The sequence below is a fragment of the Flavobacterium xizangense genome (assembly GCF_054075145.1).
In genome coordinates this window covers 34493-60825 of the sequence record NZ_JBSIPG010000005.1, presented here as the reverse complement: position 1 = coordinate 60825, position 26333 = coordinate 34493, and the positions used below count along the sequence as shown (strand labels likewise).

At 32.6% G+C, this 26333-nt stretch carries 34 protein-coding genes, 1 tRNA gene and 1 pseudogene; 24 read left to right on the top strand and 12 right to left on the bottom strand.

Annotated features, from left to right (window positions below):
• The 6 genes from ACWA1B_RS13525 to ACWA1B_RS13500 form a co-directional block, all read right to left on the bottom strand.
• The gene (locus ACWA1B_RS13525; protein WP_456907715.1) at positions 1-1674 is read right to left on the bottom strand and encodes a S8 family serine peptidase; all 1674 of its coding nucleotides are present in this window, start codon (positions 1672-1674) and stop codon (positions 1-3) included.
• Positions 1675-1684: 10 nt separating this feature from the next.
• Positions 1685-2146, bottom strand: a complete 462-nt coding sequence (locus ACWA1B_RS13520) for a hypothetical protein (RefSeq protein ID WP_456907712.1) — start codon at positions 2144-2146, stop codon at positions 1685-1687.
• Entirely contained in the window at positions 2143-2751 is a 609-nt protein-coding gene (locus ACWA1B_RS13515; RefSeq protein WP_456907710.1) for a hypothetical protein, read from the bottom strand. Before ACWA1B_RS13515 ends, ACWA1B_RS13520 begins: the two co-directional genes overlap by 4 nt.
• A gap of 63 nt (positions 2752-2814) precedes the next feature.
• Entirely contained in the window at positions 2815-3549 is a 735-nt protein-coding gene (locus ACWA1B_RS13510) for a hypothetical protein (RefSeq protein WP_142448878.1), read from the bottom strand.
• 18 nt (positions 3550-3567) lie between these two features.
• Positions 3568-3972, bottom strand: coding sequence for a hypothetical protein (locus ACWA1B_RS13505; protein ID WP_035643967.1), 405 nt, complete (start codon positions 3970-3972; stop codon positions 3568-3570).
• An 18-nt stretch (positions 3973-3990) separates the two neighbouring features.
• A complete protein-coding gene (locus tag ACWA1B_RS13500) occupies positions 3991-4854 on the bottom strand; it encodes a single stranded DNA-binding domain-containing protein (RefSeq protein WP_456907707.1) in 864 nt (287 codons plus the stop codon).
• A 267-nt stretch (positions 4855-5121) separates the two neighbouring features.
• Here ACWA1B_RS13500 and ACWA1B_RS13495 point away from each other — a divergent pair, with 267 nt between their 5' ends.
• The 4 genes from ACWA1B_RS13495 to ACWA1B_RS13480 all read left to right on the top strand — a co-directional run bounded on the left by ACWA1B_RS13495 (position 5122) and on the right by ACWA1B_RS13480 (position 7609).
• Positions 5122-5553 (top strand): hypothetical protein, encoded by a 432-nt coding sequence (locus tag ACWA1B_RS13495; protein WP_456907705.1) that lies wholly within the window; start codon positions 5122-5124, stop codon positions 5551-5553.
• Positions 5554-5563: 10 nt separating this feature from the next.
• Positions 5564-6211 (top strand): hypothetical protein, encoded by a 648-nt coding sequence (locus ACWA1B_RS13490; protein WP_456907703.1) that lies wholly within the window; start codon positions 5564-5566, stop codon positions 6209-6211.
• Between the two features lie 98 nt (positions 6212-6309).
• Entirely contained in the window at positions 6310-6969 is a 660-nt protein-coding gene (locus ACWA1B_RS13485; RefSeq protein ID WP_456907701.1) for a sensor histidine kinase, read from the top strand.
• Entirely contained in the window at positions 6959-7609 is a 651-nt protein-coding gene (locus ACWA1B_RS13480; RefSeq protein ID WP_456907699.1) for a response regulator transcription factor, read from the top strand. Before ACWA1B_RS13485 ends, ACWA1B_RS13480 begins: the two co-directional genes overlap by 11 nt.
• Positions 7610-7754: 145 nt before the next feature.
• On the opposite strand, the gene ACWA1B_RS13475 is transcribed toward ACWA1B_RS13480, so the two are convergent.
• Positions 7755-8267 (bottom strand): adenine phosphoribosyltransferase, encoded by a 513-nt coding sequence (locus tag ACWA1B_RS13475; protein WP_456907697.1) that lies wholly within the window; start codon positions 8265-8267, stop codon positions 7755-7757.
• Between the two features lie 115 nt (positions 8268-8382).
• Here ACWA1B_RS13475 and ACWA1B_RS13470 point away from each other — a divergent pair.
• The 6 genes and pseudogenes from ACWA1B_RS13470 to ACWA1B_RS13445 form a co-directional block, all read left to right on the top strand.
• Positions 8383-8456 (top strand) — tRNA-Arg (locus ACWA1B_RS13470).
• Between the two features lie 201 nt (positions 8457-8657).
• Complete coding sequence (locus tag ACWA1B_RS13465) at positions 8658-8837, top strand: hypothetical protein (RefSeq protein WP_456907695.1); 180 nt, start codon at positions 8658-8660, stop codon at positions 8835-8837.
• Positions 8838-9598: 761 nt separating this feature from the next.
• Complete coding sequence (locus ACWA1B_RS13460; RefSeq protein ID WP_456907693.1) at positions 9599-9979, top strand: hypothetical protein; 381 nt, start codon at positions 9599-9601, stop codon at positions 9977-9979.
• Positions 9980-9987: 8 nt separating this feature from the next.
• A complete protein-coding gene (locus ACWA1B_RS13455; RefSeq protein WP_456908111.1) occupies positions 9988-10551 on the top strand; it encodes a hypothetical protein in 564 nt (187 codons plus the stop codon).
• Positions 10458-10898, top strand: a complete 441-nt coding sequence (locus ACWA1B_RS13450) for a transposase (protein WP_456907691.1) — start codon at positions 10458-10460, stop codon at positions 10896-10898. The genes ACWA1B_RS13455 and ACWA1B_RS13450 overlap by 94 nt, the downstream gene beginning before the upstream one ends.
• Before the next feature lie 415 nt (positions 10899-11313).
• Positions 11314-11475: pseudogene (locus ACWA1B_RS13445) on the top strand (IS1 family transposase); the annotation flags it as partial.
• A 357-nt stretch (positions 11476-11832) separates the two neighbouring features.
• Here the strand turns inward: ACWA1B_RS13445 and ACWA1B_RS13440 are convergent.
• Both ACWA1B_RS13440 and ACWA1B_RS13435 read right to left on the bottom strand, forming a co-directional pair.
• The gene (locus tag ACWA1B_RS13440) at positions 11833-12183 is read right to left on the bottom strand and encodes a hypothetical protein (RefSeq protein WP_456907689.1); all 351 of its coding nucleotides are present in this window, start codon (positions 12181-12183) and stop codon (positions 11833-11835) included.
• 28 nt (positions 12184-12211) lie between these two features.
• The gene (locus tag ACWA1B_RS13435; RefSeq protein WP_456907687.1) at positions 12212-13810 is read right to left on the bottom strand and encodes an RHS repeat-associated core domain-containing protein; all 1599 of its coding nucleotides are present in this window, start codon (positions 13808-13810) and stop codon (positions 12212-12214) included.
• A 297-nt stretch (positions 13811-14107) separates the two neighbouring features.
• Between ACWA1B_RS13435 and ACWA1B_RS13430 the strand changes: the two genes are divergently transcribed.
• The 7 genes from ACWA1B_RS13430 (at position 14108) to ACWA1B_RS13400 (ending at position 21276) form a co-directional block, all read left to right on the top strand.
• On the top strand, positions 14108-14347 hold the full coding sequence (locus tag ACWA1B_RS13430; protein WP_456907685.1) for a hypothetical protein: 240 nt from the start codon (positions 14108-14110) through the stop codon (positions 14345-14347).
• Between the two features lie 98 nt (positions 14348-14445).
• A complete protein-coding gene (locus ACWA1B_RS13425; RefSeq protein ID WP_456907683.1) occupies positions 14446-15396 on the top strand; it encodes a hypothetical protein in 951 nt (316 codons plus the stop codon).
• A 101-nt stretch (positions 15397-15497) separates the two neighbouring features.
• A complete protein-coding gene (locus ACWA1B_RS13420) occupies positions 15498-17678 on the top strand; it encodes a hypothetical protein (RefSeq protein ID WP_456907681.1) in 2181 nt (726 codons plus the stop codon).
• Positions 17679-17745: 67 nt separating this feature from the next.
• Positions 17746-18555: a mechanosensitive ion channel family protein gene (locus ACWA1B_RS13415; protein ID WP_456907679.1), complete on the top strand. Its 810-nt coding sequence runs from the start codon at positions 17746-17748 to the stop codon at positions 18553-18555.
• 133 nt (positions 18556-18688) lie between these two features.
• A complete protein-coding gene (locus tag ACWA1B_RS13410; protein WP_456907677.1) occupies positions 18689-20323 on the top strand; it encodes an FAD-dependent oxidoreductase in 1635 nt (544 codons plus the stop codon).
• A gap of 177 nt (positions 20324-20500) precedes the next feature.
• Complete coding sequence (locus ACWA1B_RS13405; RefSeq protein WP_456907675.1) at positions 20501-20890, top strand: hypothetical protein; 390 nt, start codon at positions 20501-20503, stop codon at positions 20888-20890.
• Between the two features lie 209 nt (positions 20891-21099).
• Positions 21100-21276, top strand: coding sequence for a hypothetical protein (locus tag ACWA1B_RS13400; RefSeq protein ID WP_456907673.1), 177 nt, complete (start codon positions 21100-21102; stop codon positions 21274-21276).
• Positions 21277-21362: 86 nt separating this feature from the next.
• Here the strand turns inward: ACWA1B_RS13400 and ACWA1B_RS13395 are convergent, their stop codons facing one another.
• On the bottom strand, positions 21363-21656 hold the full coding sequence (locus ACWA1B_RS13395; protein ID WP_456907671.1) for a hypothetical protein: 294 nt from the start codon (positions 21654-21656) through the stop codon (positions 21363-21365).
• Between the two features lie 25 nt (positions 21657-21681).
• On the bottom strand, positions 21682-22299 hold the full coding sequence (locus ACWA1B_RS13390) for a YciE/YciF ferroxidase family protein (RefSeq protein WP_456907669.1): 618 nt from the start codon (positions 22297-22299) through the stop codon (positions 21682-21684).
• A gap of 248 nt (positions 22300-22547) precedes the next feature.
• Here ACWA1B_RS13390 and ACWA1B_RS13385 point away from each other — a divergent pair, with 248 nt between their 5' ends.
• From ACWA1B_RS13385 to ACWA1B_RS13365, 5 genes are all read left to right on the top strand, one after another.
• Positions 22548-22937: a YidH family protein gene (locus tag ACWA1B_RS13385; RefSeq protein ID WP_456907667.1), complete on the top strand. Its 390-nt coding sequence runs from the start codon at positions 22548-22550 to the stop codon at positions 22935-22937.
• 299 nt (positions 22938-23236) lie between these two features.
• Positions 23237-23383 carry a hypothetical protein gene (locus ACWA1B_RS13380; RefSeq protein WP_456907665.1) on the top strand — a complete coding sequence of 49 codons (147 nt, stop codon included), beginning with the start codon at positions 23237-23239 and terminating at the stop codon, positions 23381-23383.
• 14 nt (positions 23384-23397) lie between these two features.
• Positions 23398-23586: a hypothetical protein gene (locus tag ACWA1B_RS13375; protein ID WP_456907663.1), complete on the top strand. Its 189-nt coding sequence runs from the start codon at positions 23398-23400 to the stop codon at positions 23584-23586.
• A gap of 745 nt (positions 23587-24331) precedes the next feature.
• Positions 24332-24664, top strand: a complete 333-nt coding sequence (locus ACWA1B_RS13370; RefSeq protein ID WP_456907661.1) for a hypothetical protein — start codon at positions 24332-24334, stop codon at positions 24662-24664.
• Between the two features lie 117 nt (positions 24665-24781).
• On the top strand, positions 24782-25228 hold the full coding sequence (locus ACWA1B_RS13365) for a YaaI family protein (RefSeq protein WP_456907659.1): 447 nt from the start codon (positions 24782-24784) through the stop codon (positions 25226-25228).
• Positions 25229-25394: 166 nt separating this feature from the next.
• Here ACWA1B_RS13365 and ACWA1B_RS13360 read toward each other — a convergent pair whose 3' ends face one another.
• On the bottom strand, positions 25395-25640 hold the full coding sequence (locus ACWA1B_RS13360; protein ID WP_456907657.1) for a hypothetical protein: 246 nt from the start codon (positions 25638-25640) through the stop codon (positions 25395-25397).
• Between the two features lie 307 nt (positions 25641-25947).
• Here ACWA1B_RS13360 and ACWA1B_RS13355 point away from each other — a divergent pair, with 307 nt between their 5' ends.
• A complete protein-coding gene (locus ACWA1B_RS13355; protein ID WP_456907655.1) occupies positions 25948-26076 on the top strand; it encodes a hypothetical protein in 129 nt (42 codons plus the stop codon).
• Between the two features lie 17 nt (positions 26077-26093).
• Positions 26094-26270, top strand: coding sequence for a hypothetical protein (locus tag ACWA1B_RS13350; RefSeq protein WP_456907653.1), 177 nt, complete (start codon positions 26094-26096; stop codon positions 26268-26270).
• Positions 26271-26333 lie beyond the last annotated feature (63 nt).

Here is a 26333-nt window from a genome sequence, read left to right as displayed (position 1 = left end):
TTATGTTATTTTATTTGGATTGATATAGCCGTGTCCTGCTCTAAAAACCTCAAAATTATTTTCTTTAAAAGAAGCAGCATCACAGGCTTTAAATAGTTTTTTACGGATTGAAAAAATATCAAGGTCAGGTTCTTTCTCTAGAATTTTCATTACTAAAGAAGCTACATAAGGGGCAGCCATACTGCTACCGCTTTTAGAAGTTAGCTTGTTTGATGCTCTGTTTTCTCTGCTTGAGGATGAACAGGACGATTTTATTTTAAAACCGGGTGCAACAAGTTCTGGTTTCATGCGTCCATCAGCTGTTGGGCCGGAACTGCTGAAAGACAAAATAGGTTTTGTGTCATCATTCTGGTTATAAGCGCCAACAACAATACTATATTTTGAATTGCAGATTGAATTTGTGGTGTGGGTTTTATTAGCAATTGCAGGCAAAAATATCGATTGTCCGCCATCATCACGTTCTATATAACAATGATAGCGACCATTTTTTACAACTCTCCCAACCAATTCAACTGTCCAAAATTTTGAATTTAATTTACCATTAACCAAAATATTGATTTGATTTTTTCCTGTATTGGGTTCGTTACTTCTGTGCAGACAAATTCCTACTTCATCATTATCTTTTAAAATTAATTCGTCTTTAAAAGGAGTTGACGAAAGCAATTTTTCTCCATTATCATCATAAATATCCACACTTAAAATATCGTCACCATGATACCAGATTTCCATTTCGTTTGGAGTCCGGTCATTCTTTTTAAACATCCACGGAATTTTAATTTTCTGATCTGATTTGATATCGCCGTAAGTATGAGCATTTGACTGGTGATAATTTCCTGTACTTTGAACAATCGCAGTCCCTTTACGTGTCGTTACAATATGATCGATGATTTGTTCAAACAAAGTTTTCCCCATATGTGCGTCACCATGACCACCCAAGCTCATATTGATTACTAAAGGTCTTTCTCCAGCTTCATTCGTAATCAAACACAAGCCTTCAGCTCCTTTTACAGAATCTCCAAGCGATAAATTAGACCCGTTAACCAGATTGATTCCCATATCAACAGCAATTATTGGCACATTCGGCGCGAAACTTTTTGATGCAACAGCTCCATTGCCACAGGCAATTCCGAGTACATGTGTACCATGTGTTCCATTACCAAACAAATCCGATTTTCCGGGATGATAACCAAGTTTTTTGAATGGAAATTCATCCAACAAAGCTTCATCTATCTGCGCTTTTGTGATGATTCTTCCGTACCCGTATTTATTTCCATCGTATCGGTCTGATTGTACCCAAATTTTCTCGAAACGCGTTTTTCCATTGCTTATAAAATCCGGATGAGTGAAATCAAAACCAAAATCTATAATTCCGAATACAACATTTGAAACAGCGTCGTCTAAAACATCATTTTTTCTATCCAGAATTTGCGTTTCAGGAGCAAGTTCAATATTGTCATTTGCAGGAACTACACTTGGAGCTTTTAAGCTCTTTACTTTTTTACTGTTGTAAATGGAACATAAAAAGCGACGCTGTGTCCTAATGCTTACTACATTTCCAAATTCAGAAATAATTTTACAATGATCAGGATAATCTTTTTCTTTTTCTAAACGCATTAAGAGTGATAATTCTTCGTCTGGATTACCATATAATATAACTTTGAGTCTTGGATCCATATTCTTGAATTTAGTGGTGTAAACGAATTGTAATTAACTTACCATCAATTTCAAAAAGCTCAGAATTTAAATAATTGAAATAAAGCATCTCTTCAGCCAAAGAATTGAAAACTACGTCCAACTCATTTCCCTGCGATACAAAACTGTTTATTTCATTTACATATTGACTGTTTTTAAGATCAATATTTTTTAATCCTAAAATAAAATTTTGATCTTTTTGATCGAGTTTCAAAAAATCAGAATCTGCTAAGATTTTATTCAATAATTCTAAGGTTTTATCTATTGAAAAAATCTTTTTCGGAATCAATTCCTGAAACAGCTTTGTCTTTTCCTCTTCAGCTTTTTTTGAAAATTTCAGATTTTTTGAATAAAAACTTGGACGAATAGCATTTATTTTTTTTAGAATTTGAGTTGTATTTTCTTCAATTCTGTCTAAACGCACGCTCTCTTGGTCAGTCACTGCGGTTTTCATCTCTTTTCGTTTTTAGCTGGTGCTTTTTGATTAGAAACACTATCTGGAGTTGGAACACCTTTAGAAATTGCCTCTAATCTATTTTTAATTTCCAGTATAGCGTCATTTAGAGTACCAGCACTTTTTTCTATTAAAGCGATTCTAGCATCAAATTTTTCTGCAATTGCCTTAGTCAATTCTGCGTTATTGCTTGCTGCAATTTTAGCAATCTCTTCTTTTAAAAGGTTGTTGCTGATTGAAATTTCGTTTCTCACGTTCTGCAAGGTCACAACATCTGCTGTTGCAGTTCCGTTAGCCGGCGAACCTGTCTGTGCTGGATTTTCTGTATTTGTTGGCGGATTTACAATAGGAGCTGTACCAGGTGCTGGCAAACCAGGAGTATTAACTGTAACGTTCGCTGTTTCCGTGGCTGTCAAAGCATTAAACTTATCGCCTTCAATCTTTGCTTTGTTCTCTATAAGTATATAGCTCAATAATGGATTTTCAGAAACCACGCCCGCCAAAAGTGCTGTGTTAGTAATTTCCTGATTTCCTGAAACATTGTAGAAACTGGCTCTGCTATTTGCAATCACATAATTGATTAATAAATTAAATGGATTCATCATTTCATAATTTTAAGGTTAATAGAAATTAAAGGGCAATTGAGGACCAACTGCCCTTTCTATGATTTACTTATTCATCATCATCATCAATGCAATAGGCAAAATAGTATTGTTAGTATTTCCGGCATTGTTTTGATTTTGCTGTGACATTATAAGTACTAATGGCAACATCATGTTTGAATTATCTGATTTTCCTGAACCAGAATCACCCATTGTAGTCATCATTGGCAATAATAAAGACATAGTGGGATCTACATAAATGGCACTCGTATTTGGTTTTTCAATAATTTTAGCTTCAACAGCCGGATTATTACCTTCCGCAGCTTTAGCGGGAATATATTGTAAATTCTCAGCCTTTAATTTTGGCTGATTTAACAATGATCCCACCATACTCATCATTTGCATATTTTTTAAAACCTTTGTTTGGTTATCGCCTTTTCGAGCGTCGATTTTTGCAAATTCAGTATGTTTTTGATCTAATGCAACCAATGCTTTGTTTGTTGCTAATGATGTCTTTTTAAGCTCATTAACTTGGTTAGAAATAGCATCTAATGATTTTTTAAGTTCGCTTTTAGTAGCATAATCATTAGCTCTTCCGCTCAATGCTTTTCCAAAATTTGATCTTTGTTTTACAGCTGAACTTACATTAGGTCTAATACCGCGTGTTGAAGGTCTTCTGCGTTTTGCAGCTTCATCATAACTTTCGTCATAACTTTCTAATAAATCTTCGCTTAAAAGATCTTCGTTGAAATAATCTTCATTCAATAAATCTTCGTCTAAATAACTTTCAAAATAGCTCATAATTTTAATTTTTAATGGTTAATTTTTGTTGAAATAATGTTTGTTATATTTCTGGATGGCTGGCTGAATATATTTATTGAAAAGAATAAAATCTGGAACATTGTTGCCTGGTTTTCCAGTGCCGAAGCATTCAGGACAGTCTGGATTTTCTCCAAAACATTCTGTACAGGCGCCAATAGCTTTTGCTAAATCATCATTTTGATTTAATTCAAATTCCAATTGAAATTTCAGCCCTTCAATTATGGTAAAAAGTTTATGATTGATTTTTTTTAGTTTCTTGACTCTTTCCTCAAGTTCTAAATCAACTTTTGGGATTTCTTTTTCCTCTTCAGGCTCTTTTTTTTCCATCATGGGCTGCATAAGCTCAAAATATTTAGCCATTTCAGGATTATGTTCTTTCAAATATTCTAAATAAGCATCCATTGGTATAACATTTAGGTTTTATAAACTTGCAATAGAATTTTCAAGTCTATTGATTCGGTTAGGAGTATTTGTGCCAACGAATTGACCATATTGATCAATGTAATAATCTTCAGTTGGGATTAATCCTCCGTTATAATATTCATATAGAATATTTTCTGTCAGATAGTTAACACTTTCGATTAATTCGGCAAAAGAGTGGCTTTCAATTGGCGCATTTGGACTTGCAGTTCCTAAACTCTGCTGTGCCTGACCTGCCTGAAATTGAGGATTATTGATTACGCCTCCCAATTGATTGTACAATCCTTGCACCCTTCCAATATCTTGTGCTGCCTGTGGACGTAGTACTACTGGATTATCCTGCACATACTGCTGAATGGCTGGAAGAGCCGCTCTGCCGGCATCGGCCAAATAACGGGTCGTATTTCCCCATGCTTGTCGAATTGGAGAAGGTTGTGAAGGTCTGCGCTGTGGCTGTTGTGGTGCAGGTCTGTATTGTTGCGGCGGAGATGGTCGGCGTTGTTGCTGACGACTATTATCTAAGGCTGTACTACCTGCTCCTGCCAAATTACTGACTAATCCGCCTACAGCGCCACCAATTTGAGGCGCGCCAAAATAGGTCCCAACAGCAGTTCCAACTATCGGGGCTACAGCCGAAACACCACGCAAAACGCCAGAACCAATACTGCTGGCTACATTTCCTAAACTAGACCAAAATCCTTCTGCTTCACTTTCAGACATTTGATCAACTCGTGACAATAGGACATCTTCTAATTCACTTTCGCTTAAATTAGAATATTCTGGTCCCAAAACATATCGTACAGCTTCAAAATAATTGTCTTCGCTGAATGATTCTCCCTGAAAAACTTCATGATATAAACTCATAATTTTTAGTATTACAATTAACTCTTACTCTTTTATAGGCTTTTCAGATTTCGCCTATCCATTTTGTGCACAAAAAGGAACGATGTAAAATTGATTTTTTATAAATTACTACAAAACAGTACTTTAACCCATTTTTTTAAATAAATTTACCCTAAGAAAAAGGGTACATTTCCCCTTGTCAATTTTTGGGGTTTAAAATATTTTTGCTCTCAATGTTTTATCAAAACACTATTTACCAAACAATTAACCCATAAACTATTAATAATCATGGAAAGACAACCTGAAAGACCAACACAATTGATTACTAAAAAATTCGCAAAAGAATTACACACGAATTTTATGAAGTATAGAGCCAGCATTATTGCTAAATACATTAAAAAAGAAGATGCCAATGCTGTTTGGTTTTCTGTAGATGAACTCGAAAATTACATTCATTATATCAAGTCTAAAGGAGCAAAAACAGGTTATAATGTAAATGGGATACGAATTTATTTTGGAGTATATCCAGAGGAGAAAAAATATGCCGAAAAAGCAGGCTTGATGACTGTATTTTTAACCGCAACAGGCAAAAAAATCAAAACACCGAAGGCGGGAGAAATACAAGCTTTTGCTTTGTTAAGTGAGGATAACTCCGACATAGCAAGCATTGAACCAATGAATTATGGAAGCATCGGAAGACCACCTAGCTTAGACTATTAATTAAAAAATTATGTTCGAATTTTTACGATTCTATATTTTCTATTTAGCTTTATTTTCTGGAATTATCGGCTTGATTTCATGGCACAAACTTCCGGGATATAAAGCTAAATCACTCGTGATTTTAATTTGGTTTTCTGTAATTATAGAAAAAGTAGGTTATTATTTTACCGAGTGGACAGGCTTACTGAATTACTATGTTTTTAATTTTTATATGCTCGTAAGTTTTTCTGCCTATATATTGCTCCTGAGAAGTCTGTTAACTAAAGCAAATTATATAATAACCGGCTCTCTAAGTTTAATACTTTTTATATTATCCTTTTTTCTGAATATTTTATATTTCAAAGAAGATGTAAACCATTCCTATACTTACAGTTTTGCCATTGGCGTTATATTAATTATGATTTTATCCTGTTTGTATTTGGTAGAAATTTTTAATTCGGATAAAATATTGAATTTTAAAAAATCGGTCTTTTTTTGGTACATACTCGGAATATTAGTTTTTCATGTACCGTTTTTGCCCTTTATGCTGGCTTTGAATTGGTTTTTAATCAAACACGATGAATCGGTTTTTAGTTTAGTAGTTTTTATTTTAAACCTATTAGCGCAGAGTTGCTATATTATTGGATTTTTATGGAGCGAAAAGAAATACAATTATTAGTCATTTCGTTAGGTATTGTTTTTTTAACTTTACTGATCATTTTACTTGTGATATTCTTTTATTTCCTTAAAAAGAAAAACACGTATTTGGTTGAAAAAATGGAGTCAGAACTGTATTTTCAATCGGAATTGATTAAAACCCGAATCGAAATAAAAGATCAGACACTCAGCGAAATAAGCAAAGAACTTCATGATAATATAGGCCAAATCATTTCTGTAGGTATCATGCAGCTCAATATCTATTTGGACAGTGGAAAACCTATTAAAGCCAATGAACTTCAGGATCTTAAAGAAATACTCGCCAAATCATTAGATGAAATAAGGATTTTATCCCGAATCATTAATAAAGACAATTTACTGCAGAGCAATTTCATCGAAGCCATTAAACAGGATTTAGAGCGCATAAAAAAACTGAAAAACATTCAGTATAAATACAATCTTACGGGCGAAATTCCGAAGATCAGTCGAGAACACGATTTGTTCATTTACAGAATTTTTCAGGAAGCACTGCACAACAGCTTAAAACATTCACACAGTGATCTATTTGAAGTAAATATTGGCACTATTGATACCCTTTTCCGATTAGAAATAAAGGATTTCGGAATTGGTTATGATGCAAGTCAGATAAATTCTGGGATAGGTTTAAACAACATGAAATTAAGAGCCAAATTAATTGGCGCTAAATTAATTATGGAATCAGATTCATCAGGAACCACAGTAACTTTAGAATACCCCTTAACCTTAACCAATGAAAACTAACACTAAAAACCGAATTATTATTGTAGATGATCATCAGCTTTTTTCACAATCTCTGGAACTTTTAATCAACAGTTTCAAAGATTTTGAAGTAATTAATCGTTTTGAAAACGGCAAATTATTTGTCTCCTACTTGCAGGAACATACTGATGCTAATGTCGATTTAATTTTATTAGATGTGAATATGCCTGTTTTAGACGGTGTAAGCACAATGAAATGGATTAAAGAAAATAGGCCAGACTTAAAGGTGATCGCACTATCTGTAAATGATGATGAAGAAATTATCATCAAAATGATTACAAACGGTGCCAAAGGTTATCTGCTGAAAGATACTTCGCCCGAAATATTTAAAGAAGCCATAATATCTGTCATTGAAAAAGGTTTTTATTTCACCGAATTAGTTTCAGGCATGCTGGTCAAAAAAGCAAATAACGATTCAAAAAAAATCAATTTAAAAGAAAAAGAAATTGTTTTTATAAAACATGCTTGTACGGAAAAAACGTATAAAGAAATTGCGTCAGAAATGTGTTTAAGTCCCAAAACAATTGATGGATATCGAGAATGTTTGTTTGATAAACTCGAAATCAAAACCCGAATTGGATTAGTACTTTATGCGATAAAACACAAAATCGTTTTGGTTTAAGTACTCCTTTAGACATAATTATTTTCAAAACGTAAAGCATAGCTTTTGACCGCACTAAAAAGACGTTTCACTTATTAAACAAACATAGTTGGTATCTGAAAAAATATCTTTTTCTATTTGGTAAAATTATACCTAACAGATTACACTAATATGTAATGGCAGCAAATATGGGATATTCTTTAATTTTTTCTCTTCCGTTAAGGAAAGATAATTCCATTAGGAAATTGCATTGTACGATTTCACCTCCTAAACGCTCTACTAATTCGCAAACTGCTTTTGCGGTTCCCCCAGTTGCTAACACATCATCGTGAATTAAAACACGATCTCCTTTTTTAATAGCGTCAGTATGCATCTCTAAGCTGTCTGTACCATATTCAAGTTCATAAGAAGCTGCAATTGTTTCATAAGGCAGTTTTTTAGGCTTTCGAACTGGAATAAAACCAGCATTTAATTCCTGTGCCAATAAAATTCCGAAGAAAAAACCTCTGCTCTCCGCTCCTACTACTTTGTCGATTTTCTGATCTTTTAAAGAATTAACCAACACCGAAAGGCATTCCTGTCTTGCAATTGGATCATTTAAGAGCGGTGTGATATCTTTAAATAAAATTCCTTCTTTTGGAAAACCTTGAATATCACGTATATAATTTTCTATCTTCATTTTTTTTTATTTTTATCGTATTTTATGTTTGTATATCTCACATTTATGTCTATCTTTGCACCCGCAATAAGCAATCAACAAAGCTAATAAAAATTAGCTTAATGATAACAAAAAAGGCCTCGTGGCGCAACTGAATAGCGCATCTGATTACGGCTCAGAAGGTTACTGGTTTGAATCCAGTCGAGGTCACTCTTAAAGAAACGTTAAAACATTAGTTTTAGCGTTTTTTTTATGCGTTGTTCACATAATTTAACCCACTTTAACTTATAAAAATAAACGGCTTGTAAATCCAGTTAAGTTAACTCTACAGTATACAAACCATCTTTAAAACTCTGTAAACATTGATATTATAAAAAATAACTACCTTCATCTTAACATTAATTTAAGTTTATGGAAATTGAAGAAGAAAAATATAGAGGAAAAATCACAGCTAATAAAGCTCAAAAAATACTTAGCGATGAAGGAAAGAATGTTACTCTGGAAGAAGCAGAAGAGATTTTAGAATTTCTACAAAAAATCGCATATGTTCAAGTAAGAAAATTTCTAAATGAAAAAGATGAAGATACGTAATACCAAGATTGGGCTTGATATCCAAAAAAAGACTAATAAGAAGATAAAATATAAATAGAGTTTTAATTTAAATTGAGTACAGAATCGGTGTATTTATCTCAAAATACTGAATAAAAACAACTTACACGCAATCTTTAATTTGAATCATTACTAAAAAAGATCCTATATACCTTCGTTCTAATTCACTGCGTTCTTGCTTTACATACTCGAATATTACAAATTAAAAAACAGCCAATTCGACCAAAAGTTAATTACACTCCCAGAAATTAACTAAACATCTTTGGGTAAATCAAAAAGACTTTGAGATACAAAAAAGGTACAATTTGCAGTAGTACATTTCGAAAATAAAACCAAGGCTATTTTTTATAATCAATACTTAAAAATAAAATACGCTTGCTTTTTAATCGAGGTTTGAAACCTATCAAAAAAATTCTAATAAATCCTTTTTTTCATAAATATAGAAAATCTAAAAAATAAGTAATATCCTGCATAAAATTCTTTCATGCGAACGATAAAAGTCGAGAGACTTTTGAGAAGATTACAATTTATACGAAGCAAAAAAAATGCGCAAAGTCAGAGACATTTGCGCAGCTTTTTATGAGAACTCTTCAGTGATCTGGAGGGATATTACTAATGAAAAATAAGCTCGCTCTCATGTTCTAAAATACAGAAAACCTCGTCTTCCTGGCGAGGTTTTGCTTTTTAGAATTTACCGAATTTCTGTCTTGTCCTAAAATAGGTTTACACAAAAGTGTAAAAATATGGAAAGATATTCAAGAACATCATCTTCAAAATGGCAATCTCAGTATAGCGAAGAATTTAAACAATTTGTCTGCAATGATTTTTTAACTGGAACTTTGACGAAAAGAGAAATTGAGAATAAATACAGTATTGGACATTCAAGATTAACTTACTGGCTCAAAGAAATAGGTTTTGATTATTCAAAACCCAGTATTGTATCTTTACCTAAGATGAAAGATTACACAAACAAATTAGCGGATAAAGAAGCAGAAGAATCTGTATCGCAGTTAAAAAAAGAACTGCAGGAAGCTCGACTTTTAACCGAAGCGTATCGCAAAATGATTGAAATTGCTGAGCAGGAATTCAAAATTAAAATTGTAAAAAAGTCCAATACCAAGTAATTCAGGAGATGAAACACAATTATCCCAGGATTGGTTTAGGCAAATTTTGTCAATTACTTGGAGTAACCAGACAGGCATATTATCAGCACTTTTGGCATCAGCAGCAACTTGCTTTTGAAGATGAACTAATTGTTTTTGAGGTATTGAAAATTAGAAAAAATCATCGTCATATGGGAGGAAGAAAGTTATATGAACTTTTACAGCCTTTCTTATTAGAGCATCAGATAAAAATGGGCAGAGATAGACTTTTTGATATTTTGTCTGCCAATTTTTTATTAGTCAGACGTAAGAAAAAGCCAAATATCACTACTGATTCGTTGCATAGATTTAAGAAATACCCCAATCTTATCAAAGAATTTGTACCGATTTACCCTAATCAATTATGGGTAAGTGATATAACATATTGGAGAATTAAGGATAGTTTTATGTACATAAGTTTTGTCACTGATGCTTATTCTAAAAAATTATCGGTTATCATTTGGCGAATAATTTACAAACCTCAGAAACGATTCAAGCTTTACAAATGGCAATATCAAATCTTTCAGAAGAATCTAAAGATGAATTACAACTGATACATCATTCAGATAGAGGGACACAATATTGCAGTAATGAATATGTGAGGTTATTAGAAGCCAATAACATTGGTATTAGCATGACAGAAAATGGAGATCCTTTGGAAAATGCAATAGCAGAACGAGTTAATGGCATTATAAAAGAAGAATATTTAGATGATTATCAAGTTGATAATGTACAAGAGGCTAAAGAATTATTAGACGCGGTTATTAAGTTATACAATAACGAAAGGCCTCATATGAGCATAGGAAATCTTACACCAAACTATGTGCATCAAAACAATATAAAAACAGAAAAATTATGGAAGAATTATTATATGAAAAGTCCTACTATTGTAAACGAATAGAAGGACTAAAATATAGTTGTAAATCTATTTTAGGATTAAGTGTTAATATGTAAACTTTTTTCAGGACGAGACAGGGGATATTACTAATGAAAAACAAGCACGCTCTAACGTTCTAAAATACAGAAAACCTCGTCATCCTGACGAGGTTTTTGTTTTCTATACTTTGTCAAATTTCTTGCGTTCACGAACAAGATGCTCGCGCTAGCGGGGAATTACTGTATAATTAATAATTCTGTAATGTTTTCAAATATAATTCTTAAAATCTAAATTGTCTAATTCCTATGTTAATTGACAAAATCCAATTAATTTAAATAGTCACTTACGGTTCGATTGCTTTTCACGGATACGACATATTACCTCAGAAAATCTTAAGCTTAATTAAAGCCAAAAATAAAGCTTCAAACCATAATTAAGATTATCACATGCCAGAAAAATTGTCATGCCAATTATTGGTAAAGGCAAAACTTATGAGTTGATTAGTTATGTACTATATCAGGCAAACGAAAAATTATATCTGGCTGGTTATGCTCTGGAAAAGAACTCTAAAAATATTGTTAGTTTTAATGTCTATAAACAATAAAAAACCTCTTTGGTTAATTGAATGATATTTTGATTTATATCTGATTGTAAGATTGATCTATATACTTATATAAAACAGTAACAGCAAATTTTACAATATTACTGCTGTTTACTATTTTTCATTCTCCCATTTCTGCTAACCTTTTTCTCTTTAGATCGTGGACAATTTATCATCGCTAACTATGAAACACGAGGCAACATTTTTTCTCACTTTTAGTTCTTTTAAGGCAATATTAAAACAAAAAAGATGAGCATTACTGCTCATCTTTAAATTATTAATTGCTCATATTCGATATATTTGAATATGTTAGAAATCAAAAACTCATATTACTGACTCTGAAAGCGATACCAAATTTTAATCTCTTAAAAAATATGCACATACCAATAGGGCTATTGCAGAAAACAAAGCATACAATCTGTAAATATAACTTTTGAATTTCGGAACCCTATTCTTTATTTTTTCTTTTTCACTTAATCGATTGTAAATGACATAATTTATTAAAAAAATCAAAATAGTAGTTACAATCATATATTTGAAATCTGTTATTTTAAAATTAATTAATTTAAAAACAATGACTAATACTAAATTAACATTCAATGACTGAACAAATGAAGTATTTAATAATACATCAATTTCAGGATCCTTATCTTTTTTAATCAATTTATGATACCTTGAAGCTGCATAGTCTAACCAAAATTGTTTCATTTTTTATATTTTTATATATCTTGCTAAATTAAGGCTTATACCAGTGGTCAAAATACCAACCATTCTTTAAACCTCTCTCTCTGTAAACATCAGACTCTTTGCCAAAAAAAAGTCTATTGTACCATTCTGTTTGACTAACACCTTTATCCATCACTTCCCATGTTAATGTAAAGGCTAATCCGTACCCCCAACCTTGAGTGATAGCAATCTCTTCGGCAGCATAATTCGAGCCGGCTGATGTAACACCACCTTTTAAATCTCCATGTATTGCCTTATCTACCCCTTCCAAATATCCTAAATAATAACCAGTTTTTCCTACTACCTTTGAAACATCTTTCAATAATTTTAATTGAGATAGGGATTCTTGATATCCTCTTTCATAAAGATTAAATTGACCTGGTACAACATTACTGCCAAAATCTATTGCATTTGAAGAGTTATAAGAACCTATTAGAAAATCAGACTTATTAATAGAGGATACTAAAAAATTACCTGACTCTGCTCCAATTCCCACATAATTCAAAAAATCATATGCCTTATCATGGTTTCCTGTCTTGGGCTCAACAATAGCATCATTTTGAGTAACACCAGGAATATGATTTTTCGAGTCATCATAACCAAAATTAGTAGTTACTGTTGCTCCAAAACTAATTCCAGCATTATTTGATGCCGCATTCCAATCCCCCGTTTTAGTATACTCAGAATATGCAGCACCAAAGTGCGCAACTCCTGCTCCAATTAATACAACTCCAACTGCGGTTCCAACTCCAGTAGCGGACAAAACTGTTCCAACAGCTATTGAAACTCCTGCAATTATGTCATTCCAATTCACTTTAAACTCTCCACTAAAATCCGTATATTTTAACGGATTGTTTAATACATATCCATAACGGTTATAGTCCTGAGTATTAAATGGATCTGCTACATAATTATCTGGTTGCAGGAAACGGTGAATCTTAGGATCATACAAACGTCCATTCATATGTATGAGACCTACGCTCTGCAAATGCTCATGACCAGTATAACCTCTATCCAGTACTGTTAATCCAGTCAACACATTTCCTGCTGCATCCTGAACTTTTACCAAACTTCCCCAGGCATCAAATAATCGTTTTTCAACTACTACGCCTGACTGATCACTAATAGCAACAATTGTTCCCTGATAATCTCGATGCAAATATAGATAATTTTGTAATGTACCATCACTTTTCAACACTAGTGGTGCGGTGTACCCATTTCCTCCTATGTAAGTGACAAATTCAATCGCACCTGTCGTTATATTCTGTTTGATCTCCATTGTACCATCAGCAGAATAATGCTTTCGGTATGTCCTTAGAAACTTGTCTGTCTGCAAACCTCCATAAAAGATGCTACTGCGATCATTACCGTCATTATAAGTAAAGCTAATTTTGTCTACTCCTGTTTCCTCAATTTGTACAGGACTCTTAAAAGTATTATAGCTTATTATCTGAGTGGGTTTTGCCGTATAATAACTCAATGCCTCCGGTGTCGGGTTTATGGCTTTATTCTGATAGGTTTTTGTTCCATCATATTCATAAGTTCCAACACTGTTTTGTGTGATCCTCCCTCTGTCGTCATAAACCTGTTTTTCTTGAACTCCTCGCATTTGCATGATCTCTTCAACATCCCTATAACTAAGTGTAAATTTTAGTTTGAAATATACTGGCTGAAGAATTATGCATTTTGGATAACAATGACCTTTAGTATTGATCTTTTGATCGGTTTAAAATTCTAAAGATAAAAGTTATTCCCAGATGCGACAGAATTACCAGAAGGAAGCATAAATGAAAATTTAAAAATCTTTGACAAAAATTGTATAAATCCTCCAGCTATAGAAACTGTACTTTTACTATGCTAATTGAAAAATCGATAATTAGCTAATTATTAATTTAAAAATAATGATATGAAATCCGAAAATTATTTTGATAAATCTGAGAAATCTACTGGCGATATTTCATACTACGGACAACAGCTTTTATTAAATGATGATTATCTTGATAGCGCTTTTCAAAATGCATTGAAAGCAAGCAACCATTTTAACCTAGAACTTGGAGATTTGGAAGAGGATCTTGAAGATGATTTATATTCAGAGTACGACGAAAATGATTGGGAGGAAGATGAATTAGATGATGAAGCTGTTTGAGAACGAGCCAAAAATAAACCAGACTATTAAAGTGATATAAGATTGTTTTGATACAGATTTTATTTTTGAAGAGATAATGCAGAAATAAAGAAAACAAAATGAAAACATATCTTTTTTTTATATGCTTGGCATTTACCAGCCATTGTTATCCGCAGAAGCGAGATTATACCCCTAAAGTAATGCTGGCTATTGAAACATATGCCTTTCTTAAAGGTCAAAATGCTGCTCTGGAAAAAGTTTCTCTTCAGTTTCCAGAATTTAAAGACGATGTAATTGCAATTGAAAACAGCTCAAAAATATTTCAACGGGCAGAGCAAAACATTGAATCCTTTTTGAGAGATGAGCTTGGCAATTCAAAATTAAATTTGATAAAAAACAAAATTGATTCTCTTTCAAAAGCACAATTGCAAGCTCCAATTCAAGATAAAAAATACGCCCATGATTTTCTTGAAAAAGTTAAAAATAAAATACACTTAAGCGAGGATGAATATATTCCAAGGGGGATTTTTTCCTTCGCTTATCATGATGTCCCTCATCAAGAAGTCATTGACGGTCATACAATAAATTTTACAACAAAAAATCATCCGAAAGCAAAAGAGGCTGTAGTAAAATTGACAATACCCAAAAGTTGGAGCGTTGAGGAAGCGGAACTGCCTAATACAATTCAGCAGTTCACAAGTTATGACGGCAGAGGTATTGAAAAAATATTAATCGTAGTCCATAATCTGTCTTCTAAAGGTGATGAGTTGGTTTTGAATGAAAAGTCTGTTTTCCGTATGATTCCACCAGAAAGCAGACTAATCCGGACCGAAGACATTGTAATTGATGGGAAACCAGGAATAATGGTCGAAATTGAAGAGATATTGAATTATGCCAATGAAAAGATGAAAATACGCATGATGCAGTTTATGTTTGCCCACAATCAGAAATTATATTGTTTGCAGGGGAGCATCGGGCCATCAAAAGCAAACAACAATCTGGATCGTCACTTAAAACAATATGAACCACTCTTCCGACTGATTGTAAATGGAACGAAAATAATTGATTAATACTTCTAATGAAAACTTAGAGGTAATCTTTGGATAAAACGGGCAAAAGCTTGAAAATTAATTGATACACAAAAAAGAATCTTTAATTAAAACTTATCATTATGCATACAGTTACAGCATGGAGCACAACAGTTCAGGCAGATATTGAAAATAGTGACATACTTTTAGAAAGAAAAATTCTTGACTATAGCTATCAATTTTACAATACAGGTGATTCTCTTTGGATCGTTGCCAATATACCTAAAAACGGCAAAATAGCATTTCGGACAGCATTTGCAATGAGTAGTAGTTTTGAAGTTGCCAATCTTTTTGATGAGGAAGATACTATTGTTTTTGAACTCGTTTCTAAGTTAGGCAGTTATGAGGTTCATATTGATTTTCCAGATGAATTTTCACCTATATTGCATTACAAGACTACTTTTAAGGCAAATCTTCCTTTAATGATTCCTTTTTGGCCACGAGATATAATTCCGCTAACACAAAATGGAAAAATTGAAAATACCAGTGGACAAATTCATATGGAACAATTCGGCGCAAGATCGGGATTGATATTTGCCAGCATTATTGAACCAAAAACAGGATCCTTTTTTTATTTTCAAAATCTTACTTCTTTGTCCGAGTATTGTGAGGCAACCCAAACCGAATCGAAAAATTCTGTTGGCGGAAACTGGCCAGAAATTGGATTCCAGCTGCCTACTACCGATAAATTTCCGCTTCCGGCAAATAAAACTTTCACAATATCAGATACATATGTGGTCCTTCAAAATGAAATACTTGAAAAAACACCGGCTGTTTGCGAACATTTTTTAAATAATTTGGTTAAGATATACAAAGTGCTGGAACAACCAAGAATTGAATATCACGATTGGCCGACTATCGCTAAAAAAGTTTTAAATGATGTCCATAACAACAAAGGTGCCTGGACACAAACAAACGGAATCCCGTATCTAAATGCCTATTTGTGTGATTATGAAACTCCTGCTGAAAGTATGGTTCAGCTTGCTGTATTATCTCCATTTAAAGAATATGAAAAATGGAGTAATGAAAAACATCCGCTTTACAATGATTTAATTAACGGATTACCTTCATTTTATGATTCTAAAATAAATTGCATTAACCGATGGCTTCCAGCACTTGCAGATAAACTGGATGAGTCTGAAGAACAAAAAAAAGAAATGGTGATGGATTCCTGGTATCTGCATCATCCATTAATGAATTTGGCTAGACTGGCTCTGCATGGAGACAAAACAGCGACAAAACTGGTACTAGATTCTATCGATTATGTAATTAAAGTGGCGCATCATTTCAATTACACATGGCCTGTTTTTTATAATATGCAGACTCTTGAAATAATCAAAAAAGAAACAACGCCGGGGGCCGGGGGAGAAAAAGATGTTGCTGGCTCCTACGCACACTTAATGCTGCTGGTTTTTAGGCTAACTAAAGAAAAACGCTATTTAAATGAAGCAGAAAAAGCAGGGAAAAAATTATCAAAAGAAGGACTTAATATTTTGTATCAAGCTAATAATACAGCTTTTGCAGCCGGGGCCTTATTAGAATTGTTTAAAATTACCAACAAAAAAATATATCTGGAGACCAGTTATACCTGTTTAAGCGGCTTATTTAAAAACATACAGCTTTATGACTGCAAATACGGATTTGGTAAAAATTATAGCAATTTCTTTTCCATATTCCCTCTCAACGATGCACCGTATACCGCTGCATACGAAGAATTAGAAGTTTATGCAGCCTTATCGGAATATATACTTCAAGCAAAGGATGTTGCTATTTTGCCATCTATAAAAATCTTAATTCCAGAGTTTATTAAATATGCAGTCAACAGAATTGCCTATTATTATCCGCCAATGTTGCCAAAAGAAATGCTTTCGGAAGAAGTGAAAACTGGCGAATTACAATCAAATTTATGGATACCTTTAGAAGATTTATATAATGGATGGGAAAAAAGCGGTCAGGTGGGTCAGGAAGTTTATGGCGCCGGAATGGCTTTTGGAATTGTACCAAGGCAATACATCAAAATTGATGAAGACTTTTTGATTTTTATTGATTATCCCAATCAATTTACCAAAAGAAGAAAATCTGTTATGATACATCTTGATGGTGATAAGGATATGTACTGCAACTTGAAAATTATGGCGCTGAATTCAAATAAGATTCAAATGAAGGTTTTACAGGAAAACGAAATTCGTAAACCTTATAAGAAAAACATAAAAATACACGAATATAAAATTGCTGGTCAGGGTACAATTAAAATTCAATGGTAAGATTTATCTGTTAAATAAAAATGGAAAAAAACAGCAAGTTAGTCACATCAAATTTAAACATTAAATTATGGAAAAATTCCTGCACGACATTGCACAGCATATTGAAGGCTATTATCAAAACATTGTAGCTATTACCCCAAAATTAATACTTGCCATTTTAGTAGTTTTAATTTCATGGTTTATCGCATCACGTGTTCGTGCCTTTGCCGATCAAAGATTAAAGCACCGAATGCAAGATCCCTTATTGGCTACCTTTATTGCAAATCTTATTAAAGCGGTACTTATTGTCATCGGCTTTTTGTTCATGTTTCATGTTATTGGTCTTACAGGTGTTGCGCAAAGCGTTCTTGCCGGCGCCGGAATCTCAGCATTTATTATCGGTTTTGCCTTAAAGGATATTGGCGAAAACTTTTTGGCTGGAATTTTACTTGCTTTCAAAAGACCATTTTCTGTTGGTGATATTATTGAAAGCAATGGTGTAAAAGGAAAAGTTGTAGCCTTAAATCTACGTGATACACAAATAAAAAGCGACAGTAAAAATATTTACATTCCGAATGCCTTGCTGATAAAAAATACATTGGTAAATTTTAATAGTGAAGGTTTTTTGCTTCAAGATTTTACTATAGGCCTTGAATATGGATCCGACTATCAGAAAGCACTTGACCTCATAACCAGTGTGCTGAAATCCGATACTGAAATTGTTGATAAAGGATATTCAAATTCGGCAGTGGTGTCTGGTATTATAGGTCCTATCGTGCAAATCAACATAAGATATTGGGTCAAAACAGATCTAAAAGTAAGCGACGGAAAACATAGATCTGAAATTGTAATCAAAGTCGCTCAAATATTGAATGCGAACGGCTTTTTTTTAAAATAATTCAACTGGCAATCATATAAGATTTTCAAACTAACTTATAAAGTTTCTACGCAAATCCTTATTAGATTTGAAAATATTTACCTCATAATCAATCTATTAAATATTTTAGAGCTAATTTCAAAAAATAACAATCATGGACAATAAATCTGATCATAGTTTAAAAAGCTCTAGTATAACTTCAGGTAAGAATGTTTCATTTTGGATTGATTCTACACAGTTTATCTCTTGCAATACACCAAATAGTGATGTAGAAACTGAGGCACTAATTATTGGAGGGGGTATTGCAGGTTTGACTACCGCATATAAATTGCTTAAAGCCGGAAAAAAAATAGTTCTGGTCGAAGACGGCTTTATTGGTAGTGGAGAAACTGGTCGAACAACGGTACACCTAACCTGTGCATTAGATGATCGTTATTATTTTCTGGAAAAAATATTTGGCGAAAATGCAGCAAAACTTGCAGCAGAAAGTCACACTGAGGCCATAGATGAAATTGAAAAAATTGTTACCGAATTAAATATCGATTGTTCGTTTAAAAGAGTAAATGGCTATCTGTTTCTTCATCCAACTGATAAAGAAGAAAATTTGGATAAGGAATTTCATGTTACACAAAAAGCAGGATTAAAAACTTCTATTTTAAAAGGAATTCCTTCATTAGCAAATGCTGAAAATCAACGATGTCTGGCCTTTGCTAATCAAGCACAATTTCATATTCTGCATTATTTAAAAGGACTTACTGAAGCAATTATTTCTTTAGGAGGCATTATTTACACCGAAGCGCATGCTCAAGAAATTACGAAAAAAGGTGCAAAAGTCAACGGATATAACTTTTCTGCACAACATATTGTCGTAGCCACAAACAGTCCTGTAAATGACATTTTGACTATGCATACCAAACAACACGCATATAGAACATATGTCATAGCCGGAAAAGTTCCTAAAGGACAGTTGCCGTATTCACTTTGGTGGGACACTGGAGACCAAGAATCAAAATGGGTCTCACAACCTTATCATTATGTGCGTCTGGAAAGTTATGATGAAAAATATGATCTATTAATTTCTGGCGGAGAAGATCACAAAACAGGACAGGCAGATGAAGAAAAAATAACAGCTCTCGAGCGTTATGACCGACTCGAAGCATGGACACGAAATTATTTTCCGATGCTGGAAAATGATCTTACATACAGATGGTCTGGTCAAGTAATGGAACCGGTAGATTCGTTAGGATTTATGGGGAAAAATCCAGGCGATGATACTATTTATATAATTACCGGAGATTCTGGCAATGGTATGACACATGCTACAATTGGTGCTCTGATTATTTGCGATAGCATAATAGGCATTAAAAATAAATATGAAGATTTATACAACCCATCCCGAATTACACTTAAAACTACAGTTGATTTTGCAAAAGAGCTTAGCAATATGGCTTCTCAATACGTCGACTGGATCACAACATCGGACTTAAAGAATACAAAAGATTTACCCGCCGGAGAAGGTGGCGTAATTTCATCGGGATTAAAGAGAATTGCTGTTTACCGCGATTATGATAATTCCCTAGAAGCCTTTTCAGCAGTTTGCCCTCACTTGGGATGTATTGTTAATTGGAACACAGATGAAAAATCTTTTGACTGTCCCTGTCACGGTTCACGATTTTCTACAGACGGGTCGGTTATGAATGGTCCAGCACAAACAGATTTATACAAAATTCATATCAAATCAGAAACAAATGAAAGCGATAACACTTCTGGCCAAACTCAAAAAGAATAGCCGCTCTAATAGTGAAACTCTTGTAGAATTTTTTGTTGAGCATTTTAAAGTGCAAAAAATTGATCATGAAATTATAAAATTAATGGACCATTATGTAGTTCCGGTAGGATATACGCATTGATTATGGATTTCCATATACTATCAATATTAATTTCATCAATATTAGCAACATCTGCCATGACAGTATTCAGTTATGTTATTTCGGCAAGTGCCAGAGAATTGTATAAAGAACCCGTATTGCTTGCCTATATTCTTTCGTCATTAAAAGTTGACGTATCGCCTCAGGTACAAACTTTTTTAGGCTGGCTTTTGCATTATTTAATCGGAGTTGTTTTTGTATTGATTTATCATTATTTGTGGTTGAATAATATCATTGAAATGTCTTGGCCGGCAGCTTTTGTTTTGGGAGCCGCCAGCGGTATAATCGGAATTTTGAGTTGGGTTTTCCTATTCAAAATTGTACACCAAAAATCTAATATAGTTGTCAAGGGCTATTATGTTCAGTTGTTTTTTGCGCATGTAATTTTTGCAATCGTTGCTTTGATGATATATAAACTTTTCTCTTAATTCGTTGCTTTTGCCACAGATAAAGATTCTCAGGGATTTTAAATCTGTGGCATTTTTTTAGAGTGAAAAAAATAAGGTTAATCTACACCCAAATGGAGGGCAAAAGGTCCTGTTGGAATAGGCGAAATAACTTGGAAGGCTTGAAATTGTTAAAGATGAAAAAGAGAGATTAATCAGTGGGAATTCACTTCCCGATTCATCTGTGAAAAATGCCGGAAAAGTTATTTTCAAACCAAACGGAAAAAAACCAAATTATAGCAACCGTTTCGTATCATGCTCCGCTGGGAGTTGCGGGCGAAAGCACTACAAAATTGCTTAATCCGTATTATGAAAAACTAATGAAAAATGATATTATGAATTTCAAAATGTATTTAGAATCTGTTTAGGTTTGTTAGAATGTTAGTAAACTTTTTTAAAGAAGAAAGGCCTGTCATTAACATTGCAGGCCTTTCTTTTTTATCCTCCACGCAAATTATTGTTTTGGATTAGTAGTTTTTGTAGTATCTGTTTTCACAGAAGTATTCCCTTTTTGTGTAGTTCCTGCTGCACCAGATCCTGTTGAACCTTCGCCAGTTGCACCGGTGGTTCCGTTTGTGCCCGAATTAACAGTTGCAGTGTCTATAGTTGTATTTACACTGTCTACTGTAGCTTGCGTTGTGTCTACATCATAGGTATCTGCAGGAGCTGGCTCATTTTTTTTACATGAAAATGCAAGTCCGGCTACCAGAACCAGGAATGCCAATTTGGTTTTGAATAGTGTTTTCATAATTAATGATTTAATTTTTTCTCAATTATTCCTCTTCTTCTTCTTCACCTTCTGCATCAGAAGCTTCAAAATTAATGTTATTGTATGCTACTTCAGTCAAAAGTATGTCTGCTTCTTTTTCTTCGTCTAAAGTTTGCTGTAATAAATCCAGCGCATCATCTTCTCCTAAAGTATGGGCAAAAGCCGCTAATGTACCATAAGTAGCAATTTCATAATGTTCTATTTTTTGAGAAGCGGCGATAATTCCGGCATCACGAACTGGTCCTTGCTGGGTTTCCTCCATAATGCTTTCCCCTTCTTTAATCAAACCTTCCATCGCCTCACATTTTTTTGCTGTTGATTTCTCTCCAATTAAATCAAAGACTTGTTCTAATCTTGTTACTTGTTCCTCTGTTACAGCAAGATGGTCGTTAATTGTTGAAATAAGATTTTCTGAAGTCGCATTTTTTGCCATTTTTGGAAGCGCTTTTGTCAAAGCTTTTTCTGCCCAATAAATGTCTTTAAGCGAGTCTACAAATAATTCTCTCAAGCCATCCGCAGCCGATGATTTTGCCTTTACAGCTCCATTTCCTCTAGACTGAGATGCTCTGGCACTTTTAGTTTTAGTAGCCGTTGCACTTGTTTTAATTTTTGTCGTTTTCATAATAGTTCTTTTAATTAATTTATACCTCTCAAAAATATATCTAACACACAATCAACTATTTACAACATTACACTTCGGTTTTATAAAATTGGCACGAATTATTTTTAGGTCAATTTTTTTAAATATTGATATTGTATAAATATGAAGTACAATTCTATAAACCAAATCAAAAACTCTAGTTATACTTTTGATGATGAACAAAATATAAATTAGGTAGAAGAAAAATTATAGCAATAAATATCAATTTTATGGAGAATAATAAAAAAATGATTAATGAACATATGGCAAATGAAAGGACATTTCTTTCCTGGGTGCGAACCGGCATAGGAATTATGGTGTTTGGATTCGTAATTGTCAAATTTTCATTGTTTGTCAATCAATTGCCAGCCAGCTTTCACGATCCGAGTATTCCAAAAAATGGTTTTACTATATTTCTTGGTATTGCTTTAGTTTTCACAGGCGCTATTACTATTTTATTATCGTATTGGAAATACAGAAAAACACATATACTGCTTCAAAAAGGCGAATATTTGTATTCTACCTTATTATTGACCGTTTTGACTGTTGTTATTTTTGTAATGAGTATCATCATAATAGCTTATTTAATTATGGCTGCATATCCTTTTCCTTCAGAATAATGAATAAAAATAAGTTACATACTTCCTCAAACTTCAAACAGACAATATCTTAATATCTCAATAAAATGGAATATTATTAGAGTGGTATGATACTGTCCTTTTCATAGGAAAGTTATAAAACTTCTTTTAGAACATTCTAATCCAGAAACTGAATGTAATTTTGTAGGACAAACAAGCCACACCCAACAATTCAAAGTAACTACCTGTAAATTATATAATTACTTCATCCTTGTTTTGTAAAATTTTAATTTCTAGTACCTGTATTTTAGCAGTATTATAAATCTTAAAAATTAAATATTATGGACACTTCAAAACAAAAAAATAACGGTACATCAAGTACAAAATCATCAGATAAAAAAACTGATTCAAAAGGAGCTTCTTCAAAAAGTACCTCTAAGTCTAAAGATGCAGATAGCAAAAAAGGAACAAATCAAACTAAAAAATAATTAAAAAAACAATTATGAATAGTAGAGATGAAGAAGAAAAATTTGGTCGAGATGAACTGAATTTTCAAGATGAAAATCAATACGATGATCAAAGAGACGATATTGACGACGATGATGATCTAGATGATGAAGACGACTACAAAGACGTTAACGATGATGACTTAGAAAATGATGGTGATCTTTACAAAGACGCTGATCTATAAGATGAAATAAAGCATTGTGAAGAAGTCGATGCGATAAATCATCAAACGAAATTATAAAGCAATTGCTAAATTAAAAAACCGCTTAAAATTATTAAGCGGTTTTTGTGTTTTTCTACTTACTATTCTACTACTGTTAATCGCCTTTGTATTTATTATTCCATAATAGCATTAATAATAGTGTTACAATTACACACGAAGCTGAACCTTCAAAGAAAACGCAAAGGACATACGTTGTTACTGACGGAAGCTTTTATACTAAGAACTACACCTGTAAAAGAAGTCTCCATTGCTGATATGGCATTAGGAAGAAAAGTATTTTTACCCTCCACAAGATTCATTTTTTAAGGTTCTATTTACACCATAAAAAATGAAAAGTACATTTAGTAAACGTAAATAAAATAAATGGAAAAGATTTAAAACTTCCATTAGTAAGAAGAAAAGTGTAATCCGAAAATATATAAACTCCGTTGATTATTTCTTTACGTATTTTCATAATTCATTCAAGTTAAATAATACACAGTTTTAAATACTTCGTATTATCAAAATAAATAAATAAATAAATAAATAAATAAATAAATAAATAAATAAGGAAAATGGAAATGTTCTACCATTTCAAACTAAGATTACAAAATACCCACAAATAAATTAAACAACTGATAATAATACAATTACAAACTAAAAAGTTATAAATTTCTCTTTTTTGCGAGTATTAAATTTGTCATTATTAACTATTAAATTAATTATTATGAATAATTCAAACCACAGAAACAGCAGATCAGATAATGAAGCGATTAATTCTGAAACAATGGAAAACAAAGATCCGGCAATTAATCAGCATCAAAATAACTATCAGGACAGAGCGCCCTATAACAATGGTACTTCCAATGATCAAAAACTGGATGACAATGATGATATCAATCTTCAAAAAAACAGCAATCGGACAATAGATGCTGAAAGAGATTTAAGCAACAAAAACGATCCTGATCGAAGAACTTTGGACGAATACAGTGCCAATAAGTCAGAACCAGATGAAGATGAAGATGAAGATGAAGATGAAGATGAAGATGAAGAAAGATGAATAAACTTTGAAAAATGAGATTAACCATTTTATTAAATTTATTTCTAAAGCTTCACTAGACATGAAAACATCTTTCTAATAACGTGGTTAAAATAGTAACTCTTAAATCAAATTACAATGAGAAATTTAAAAATGATATTGTTTGTTTTGCTCGTAATGGCAAATTATAATATTTCATCTGCACAAAAGCCTGCCGTTGTTCTCAACGATAAAAGCGGATGGCATAAAATAGGTGAAACAACTGTTAATTTCACTACCGAAAATGATCAGATTTTAGTAATAGGCGCTAATAAATTTAGCGCAGTTAAAATCAAAGTGACGGATGCTCCCGTAAATTTCAAATCATTTGAAATTCATTTTGATAAAGGAAATGTTCAAAACATCGCAATTGGGCAAAACATTAAGTCACCCGGAGAAACTAAAGATATACAACTTGATGGCGATGGGGAAAGAATTATAAAAAAAGTTACTTTCACATATCATACAGCCAATGCGAATGCCAGCAAAAAAGCGCATATAGAACTTTGGGGTTTAAAGACAAATCCTGATAAAAATGATAAGTAATAAATCATAGATTTTCATAAAAAAAATAGGTATAGCAAAGCTCTTTTTGCTGTACCTATTTTTATTAAAAAATGCCGCCACGTATTCAGCTTATATTTTGCAATAGAAAATATTAAAAAGCCTGTTTTCTCATTTAAGAAAACAGGCTAAAAAAGCTATTTTTAAATTACTTCAAAGTATCTTTTCGCTGTGGATTTGTCTTAACAGCAGATTTATTGGTTTTTGCTTTTTTCTTAGGATGGATTGTATCCTTAACTGAATTGCTTTTTTTTGAAACGCTTTCTTGATTTTTCTTATAATACGTTGTATCAATCTTATTTTTAGACTGTTTAGGCGTTTTGGGAGGATTTTGCTGTGCATTTGCCCAGCAAAAAGATAACATAAGAAAGGAACTTAGAATTAAATTTTTCATAATATTTCATTTTTAATTTAACTTACTTATACTGAACTATTCAGCAAGTTCTATACAGTAAATTTTAAAAATATGTCTACTTTTTTTTTCTATAATACGCTAGAAAAATTATAAAATTTTCACCTCTTATCCTTTTTCTCTACCAATTTAATTAAGCCTTTTTACTTTCAATCTGGTAAGAACTACAATCTTGAATTCATTTTTTATAAATGCATTGTAATTATGTAAGTTTTAGATCGTTCAACTATAACCTTTTATGACTAAACGCACCTAAATTTATCCATTAATAATTTAAAAATTAGATATTATGAAAACTTCAAACGACAAAAAAAACCATACTGCAGATATGGAAAGAAAAAGTGATAAAAAAAACACTACTTCGAAAAGCAGTAAATCAACATCTGCTACAAAAAAAAACGATGATTCAAAAAAGTAATTCAAAACTGTAACTTTATGGAACCACAAAAAATTGAAACTAAGAACACACAGTTTCAGCCACCTCAAAGTCCTTCGTCAAACATAAGGAAAAAAATTTCCCTTTATGAGTCTATTACTGTTGGACCTGAAAGTGAAATAAGCCAACATATTAGAAAACAGCGACCAAAACAAGAATGGGATGATGAATTTTAATTTATTGAGGAAGAAAAATAAGCCACAGTTTACTAACCGCTCTGAAATTTCATCATTTTATTT

Bases quoted from the DNA above. Each gene is read 5' to 3' on its own strand.
- ACWA1B_RS13360 (WP_456907657.1), bottom strand. From the start codon at position 25,640: ATGAAAAATTTAATTCTAAGTTCCTTTCTTATGTTATCTTTTTGCTGG.
- ACWA1B_RS13490 (WP_456907703.1), top strand. From the start codon at position 5,564: ATGTTCGAATTTTTACGATTCTATATTTTCTATTTAGCTTTATTTTCT.
- ACWA1B_RS13485 (WP_456907701.1), top strand. From the start codon at position 6,310: ATGGAGTCAGAACTGTATTTTCAATCGGAATTGATTAAAACCCGAATC.
- ACWA1B_RS13495 (WP_456907705.1), top strand. From the start codon at position 5,122: ATGGAAAGACAACCTGAAAGACCAACACAATTGATTACTAAAAAATTC.
- ACWA1B_RS13515 (WP_456907710.1), bottom strand. From the start codon at position 2,751: ATGATGAATCCATTTAATTTATTAATCAATTATGTGATTGCAAATAGC.
- ACWA1B_RS13350 (WP_456907653.1), top strand. From the start codon at position 26,094: ATGGAACCACAAAAAATTGAAACTAAGAACACACAGTTTCAGCCACCT.
- ACWA1B_RS13410 (WP_456907677.1), top strand. From the start codon at position 18,689: ATGGACAATAAATCTGATCATAGTTTAAAAAGCTCTAGTATAACTTCA.
- ACWA1B_RS13380 (WP_456907665.1), top strand. From the start codon at position 23,237: ATGGACACTTCAAAACAAAAAAATAACGGTACATCAAGTACAAAATCA.
- ACWA1B_RS13420 (WP_456907681.1), top strand. From the start codon at position 15,498: ATGCATACAGTTACAGCATGGAGCACAACAGTTCAGGCAGATATTGAA.
- ACWA1B_RS13505 (WP_035643967.1), bottom strand. From the start codon at position 3,972: ATGGATGCTTATTTAGAATATTTGAAAGAACATAATCCTGAAATGGCT.
- ACWA1B_RS13365 (WP_456907659.1), top strand. From the start codon at position 24,782: ATGAGAAATTTAAAAATGATATTGTTTGTTTTGCTCGTAATGGCAAAT.
- ACWA1B_RS13400 (WP_456907673.1), top strand. From the start codon at position 21,100: ATGCCGGAAAAGTTATTTTCAAACCAAACGGAAAAAAACCAAATTATA.
- ACWA1B_RS13465 (WP_456907695.1), top strand. From the start codon at position 8,658: ATGGAAATTGAAGAAGAAAAATATAGAGGAAAAATCACAGCTAATAAA.
- ACWA1B_RS13430 (WP_456907685.1), top strand. From the start codon at position 14,108: ATGAAATCCGAAAATTATTTTGATAAATCTGAGAAATCTACTGGCGAT.
- ACWA1B_RS13385 (WP_456907667.1), top strand. From the start codon at position 22,548: ATGGAGAATAATAAAAAAATGATTAATGAACATATGGCAAATGAAAGG.
- ACWA1B_RS13500 (WP_456907707.1), bottom strand. From the start codon at position 4,854: ATGAGTTTATATCATGAAGTTTTTCAGGGAGAATCATTCAGCGAAGAC.
- ACWA1B_RS13525 (WP_456907715.1), bottom strand. From the start codon at position 1,674: ATGGATCCAAGACTCAAAGTTATATTATATGGTAATCCAGACGAAGAA.
- ACWA1B_RS13480 (WP_456907699.1), top strand. From the start codon at position 6,959: ATGAAAACTAACACTAAAAACCGAATTATTATTGTAGATGATCATCAG.
- ACWA1B_RS13390 (WP_456907669.1), bottom strand. From the start codon at position 22,299: ATGAAAACGACAAAAATTAAAACAAGTGCAACGGCTACTAAAACTAAA.
- ACWA1B_RS13460 (WP_456907693.1), top strand. From the start codon at position 9,599: ATGGAAAGATATTCAAGAACATCATCTTCAAAATGGCAATCTCAGTAT.
- ACWA1B_RS13475 (WP_456907697.1), bottom strand. From the start codon at position 8,267: ATGAAGATAGAAAATTATATACGTGATATTCAAGGTTTTCCAAAAGAA.
- ACWA1B_RS13415 (WP_456907679.1), top strand. From the start codon at position 17,746: ATGGAAAAATTCCTGCACGACATTGCACAGCATATTGAAGGCTATTAT.
- ACWA1B_RS13355 (WP_456907655.1), top strand. From the start codon at position 25,948: ATGAAAACTTCAAACGACAAAAAAAACCATACTGCAGATATGGAAAGA.
- ACWA1B_RS13440 (WP_456907689.1), bottom strand. From the start codon at position 12,183: ATGAAACAATTTTGGTTAGACTATGCAGCTTCAAGGTATCATAAATTG.
- ACWA1B_RS13375 (WP_456907663.1), top strand. From the start codon at position 23,398: ATGAATAGTAGAGATGAAGAAGAAAAATTTGGTCGAGATGAACTGAAT.
- ACWA1B_RS13370 (WP_456907661.1), top strand. From the start codon at position 24,332: ATGAATAATTCAAACCACAGAAACAGCAGATCAGATAATGAAGCGATT.
- ACWA1B_RS13435 (WP_456907687.1), bottom strand. From the start codon at position 13,810: ATGCGAGGAGTTCAAGAAAAACAGGTTTATGACGACAGAGGGAGGATC.
- ACWA1B_RS13455 (WP_456908111.1), top strand. From the start codon at position 9,988: ATGAAACACAATTATCCCAGGATTGGTTTAGGCAAATTTTGTCAATTA.
- ACWA1B_RS13425 (WP_456907683.1), top strand. From the start codon at position 14,446: ATGAAAACATATCTTTTTTTTATATGCTTGGCATTTACCAGCCATTGT.
- ACWA1B_RS13405 (WP_456907675.1), top strand. From the start codon at position 20,501: ATGACAGTATTCAGTTATGTTATTTCGGCAAGTGCCAGAGAATTGTAT.
- ACWA1B_RS13395 (WP_456907671.1), bottom strand. From the start codon at position 21,656: ATGAAAACACTATTCAAAACCAAATTGGCATTCCTGGTTCTGGTAGCC.
- ACWA1B_RS13510 (WP_142448878.1), bottom strand. From the start codon at position 3,549: ATGAGCTATTTTGAAAGTTATTTAGACGAAGATTTATTGAATGAAGAT.
- ACWA1B_RS13520 (WP_456907712.1), bottom strand. From the start codon at position 2,146: ATGAAAACCGCAGTGACTGACCAAGAGAGCGTGCGTTTAGACAGAATT.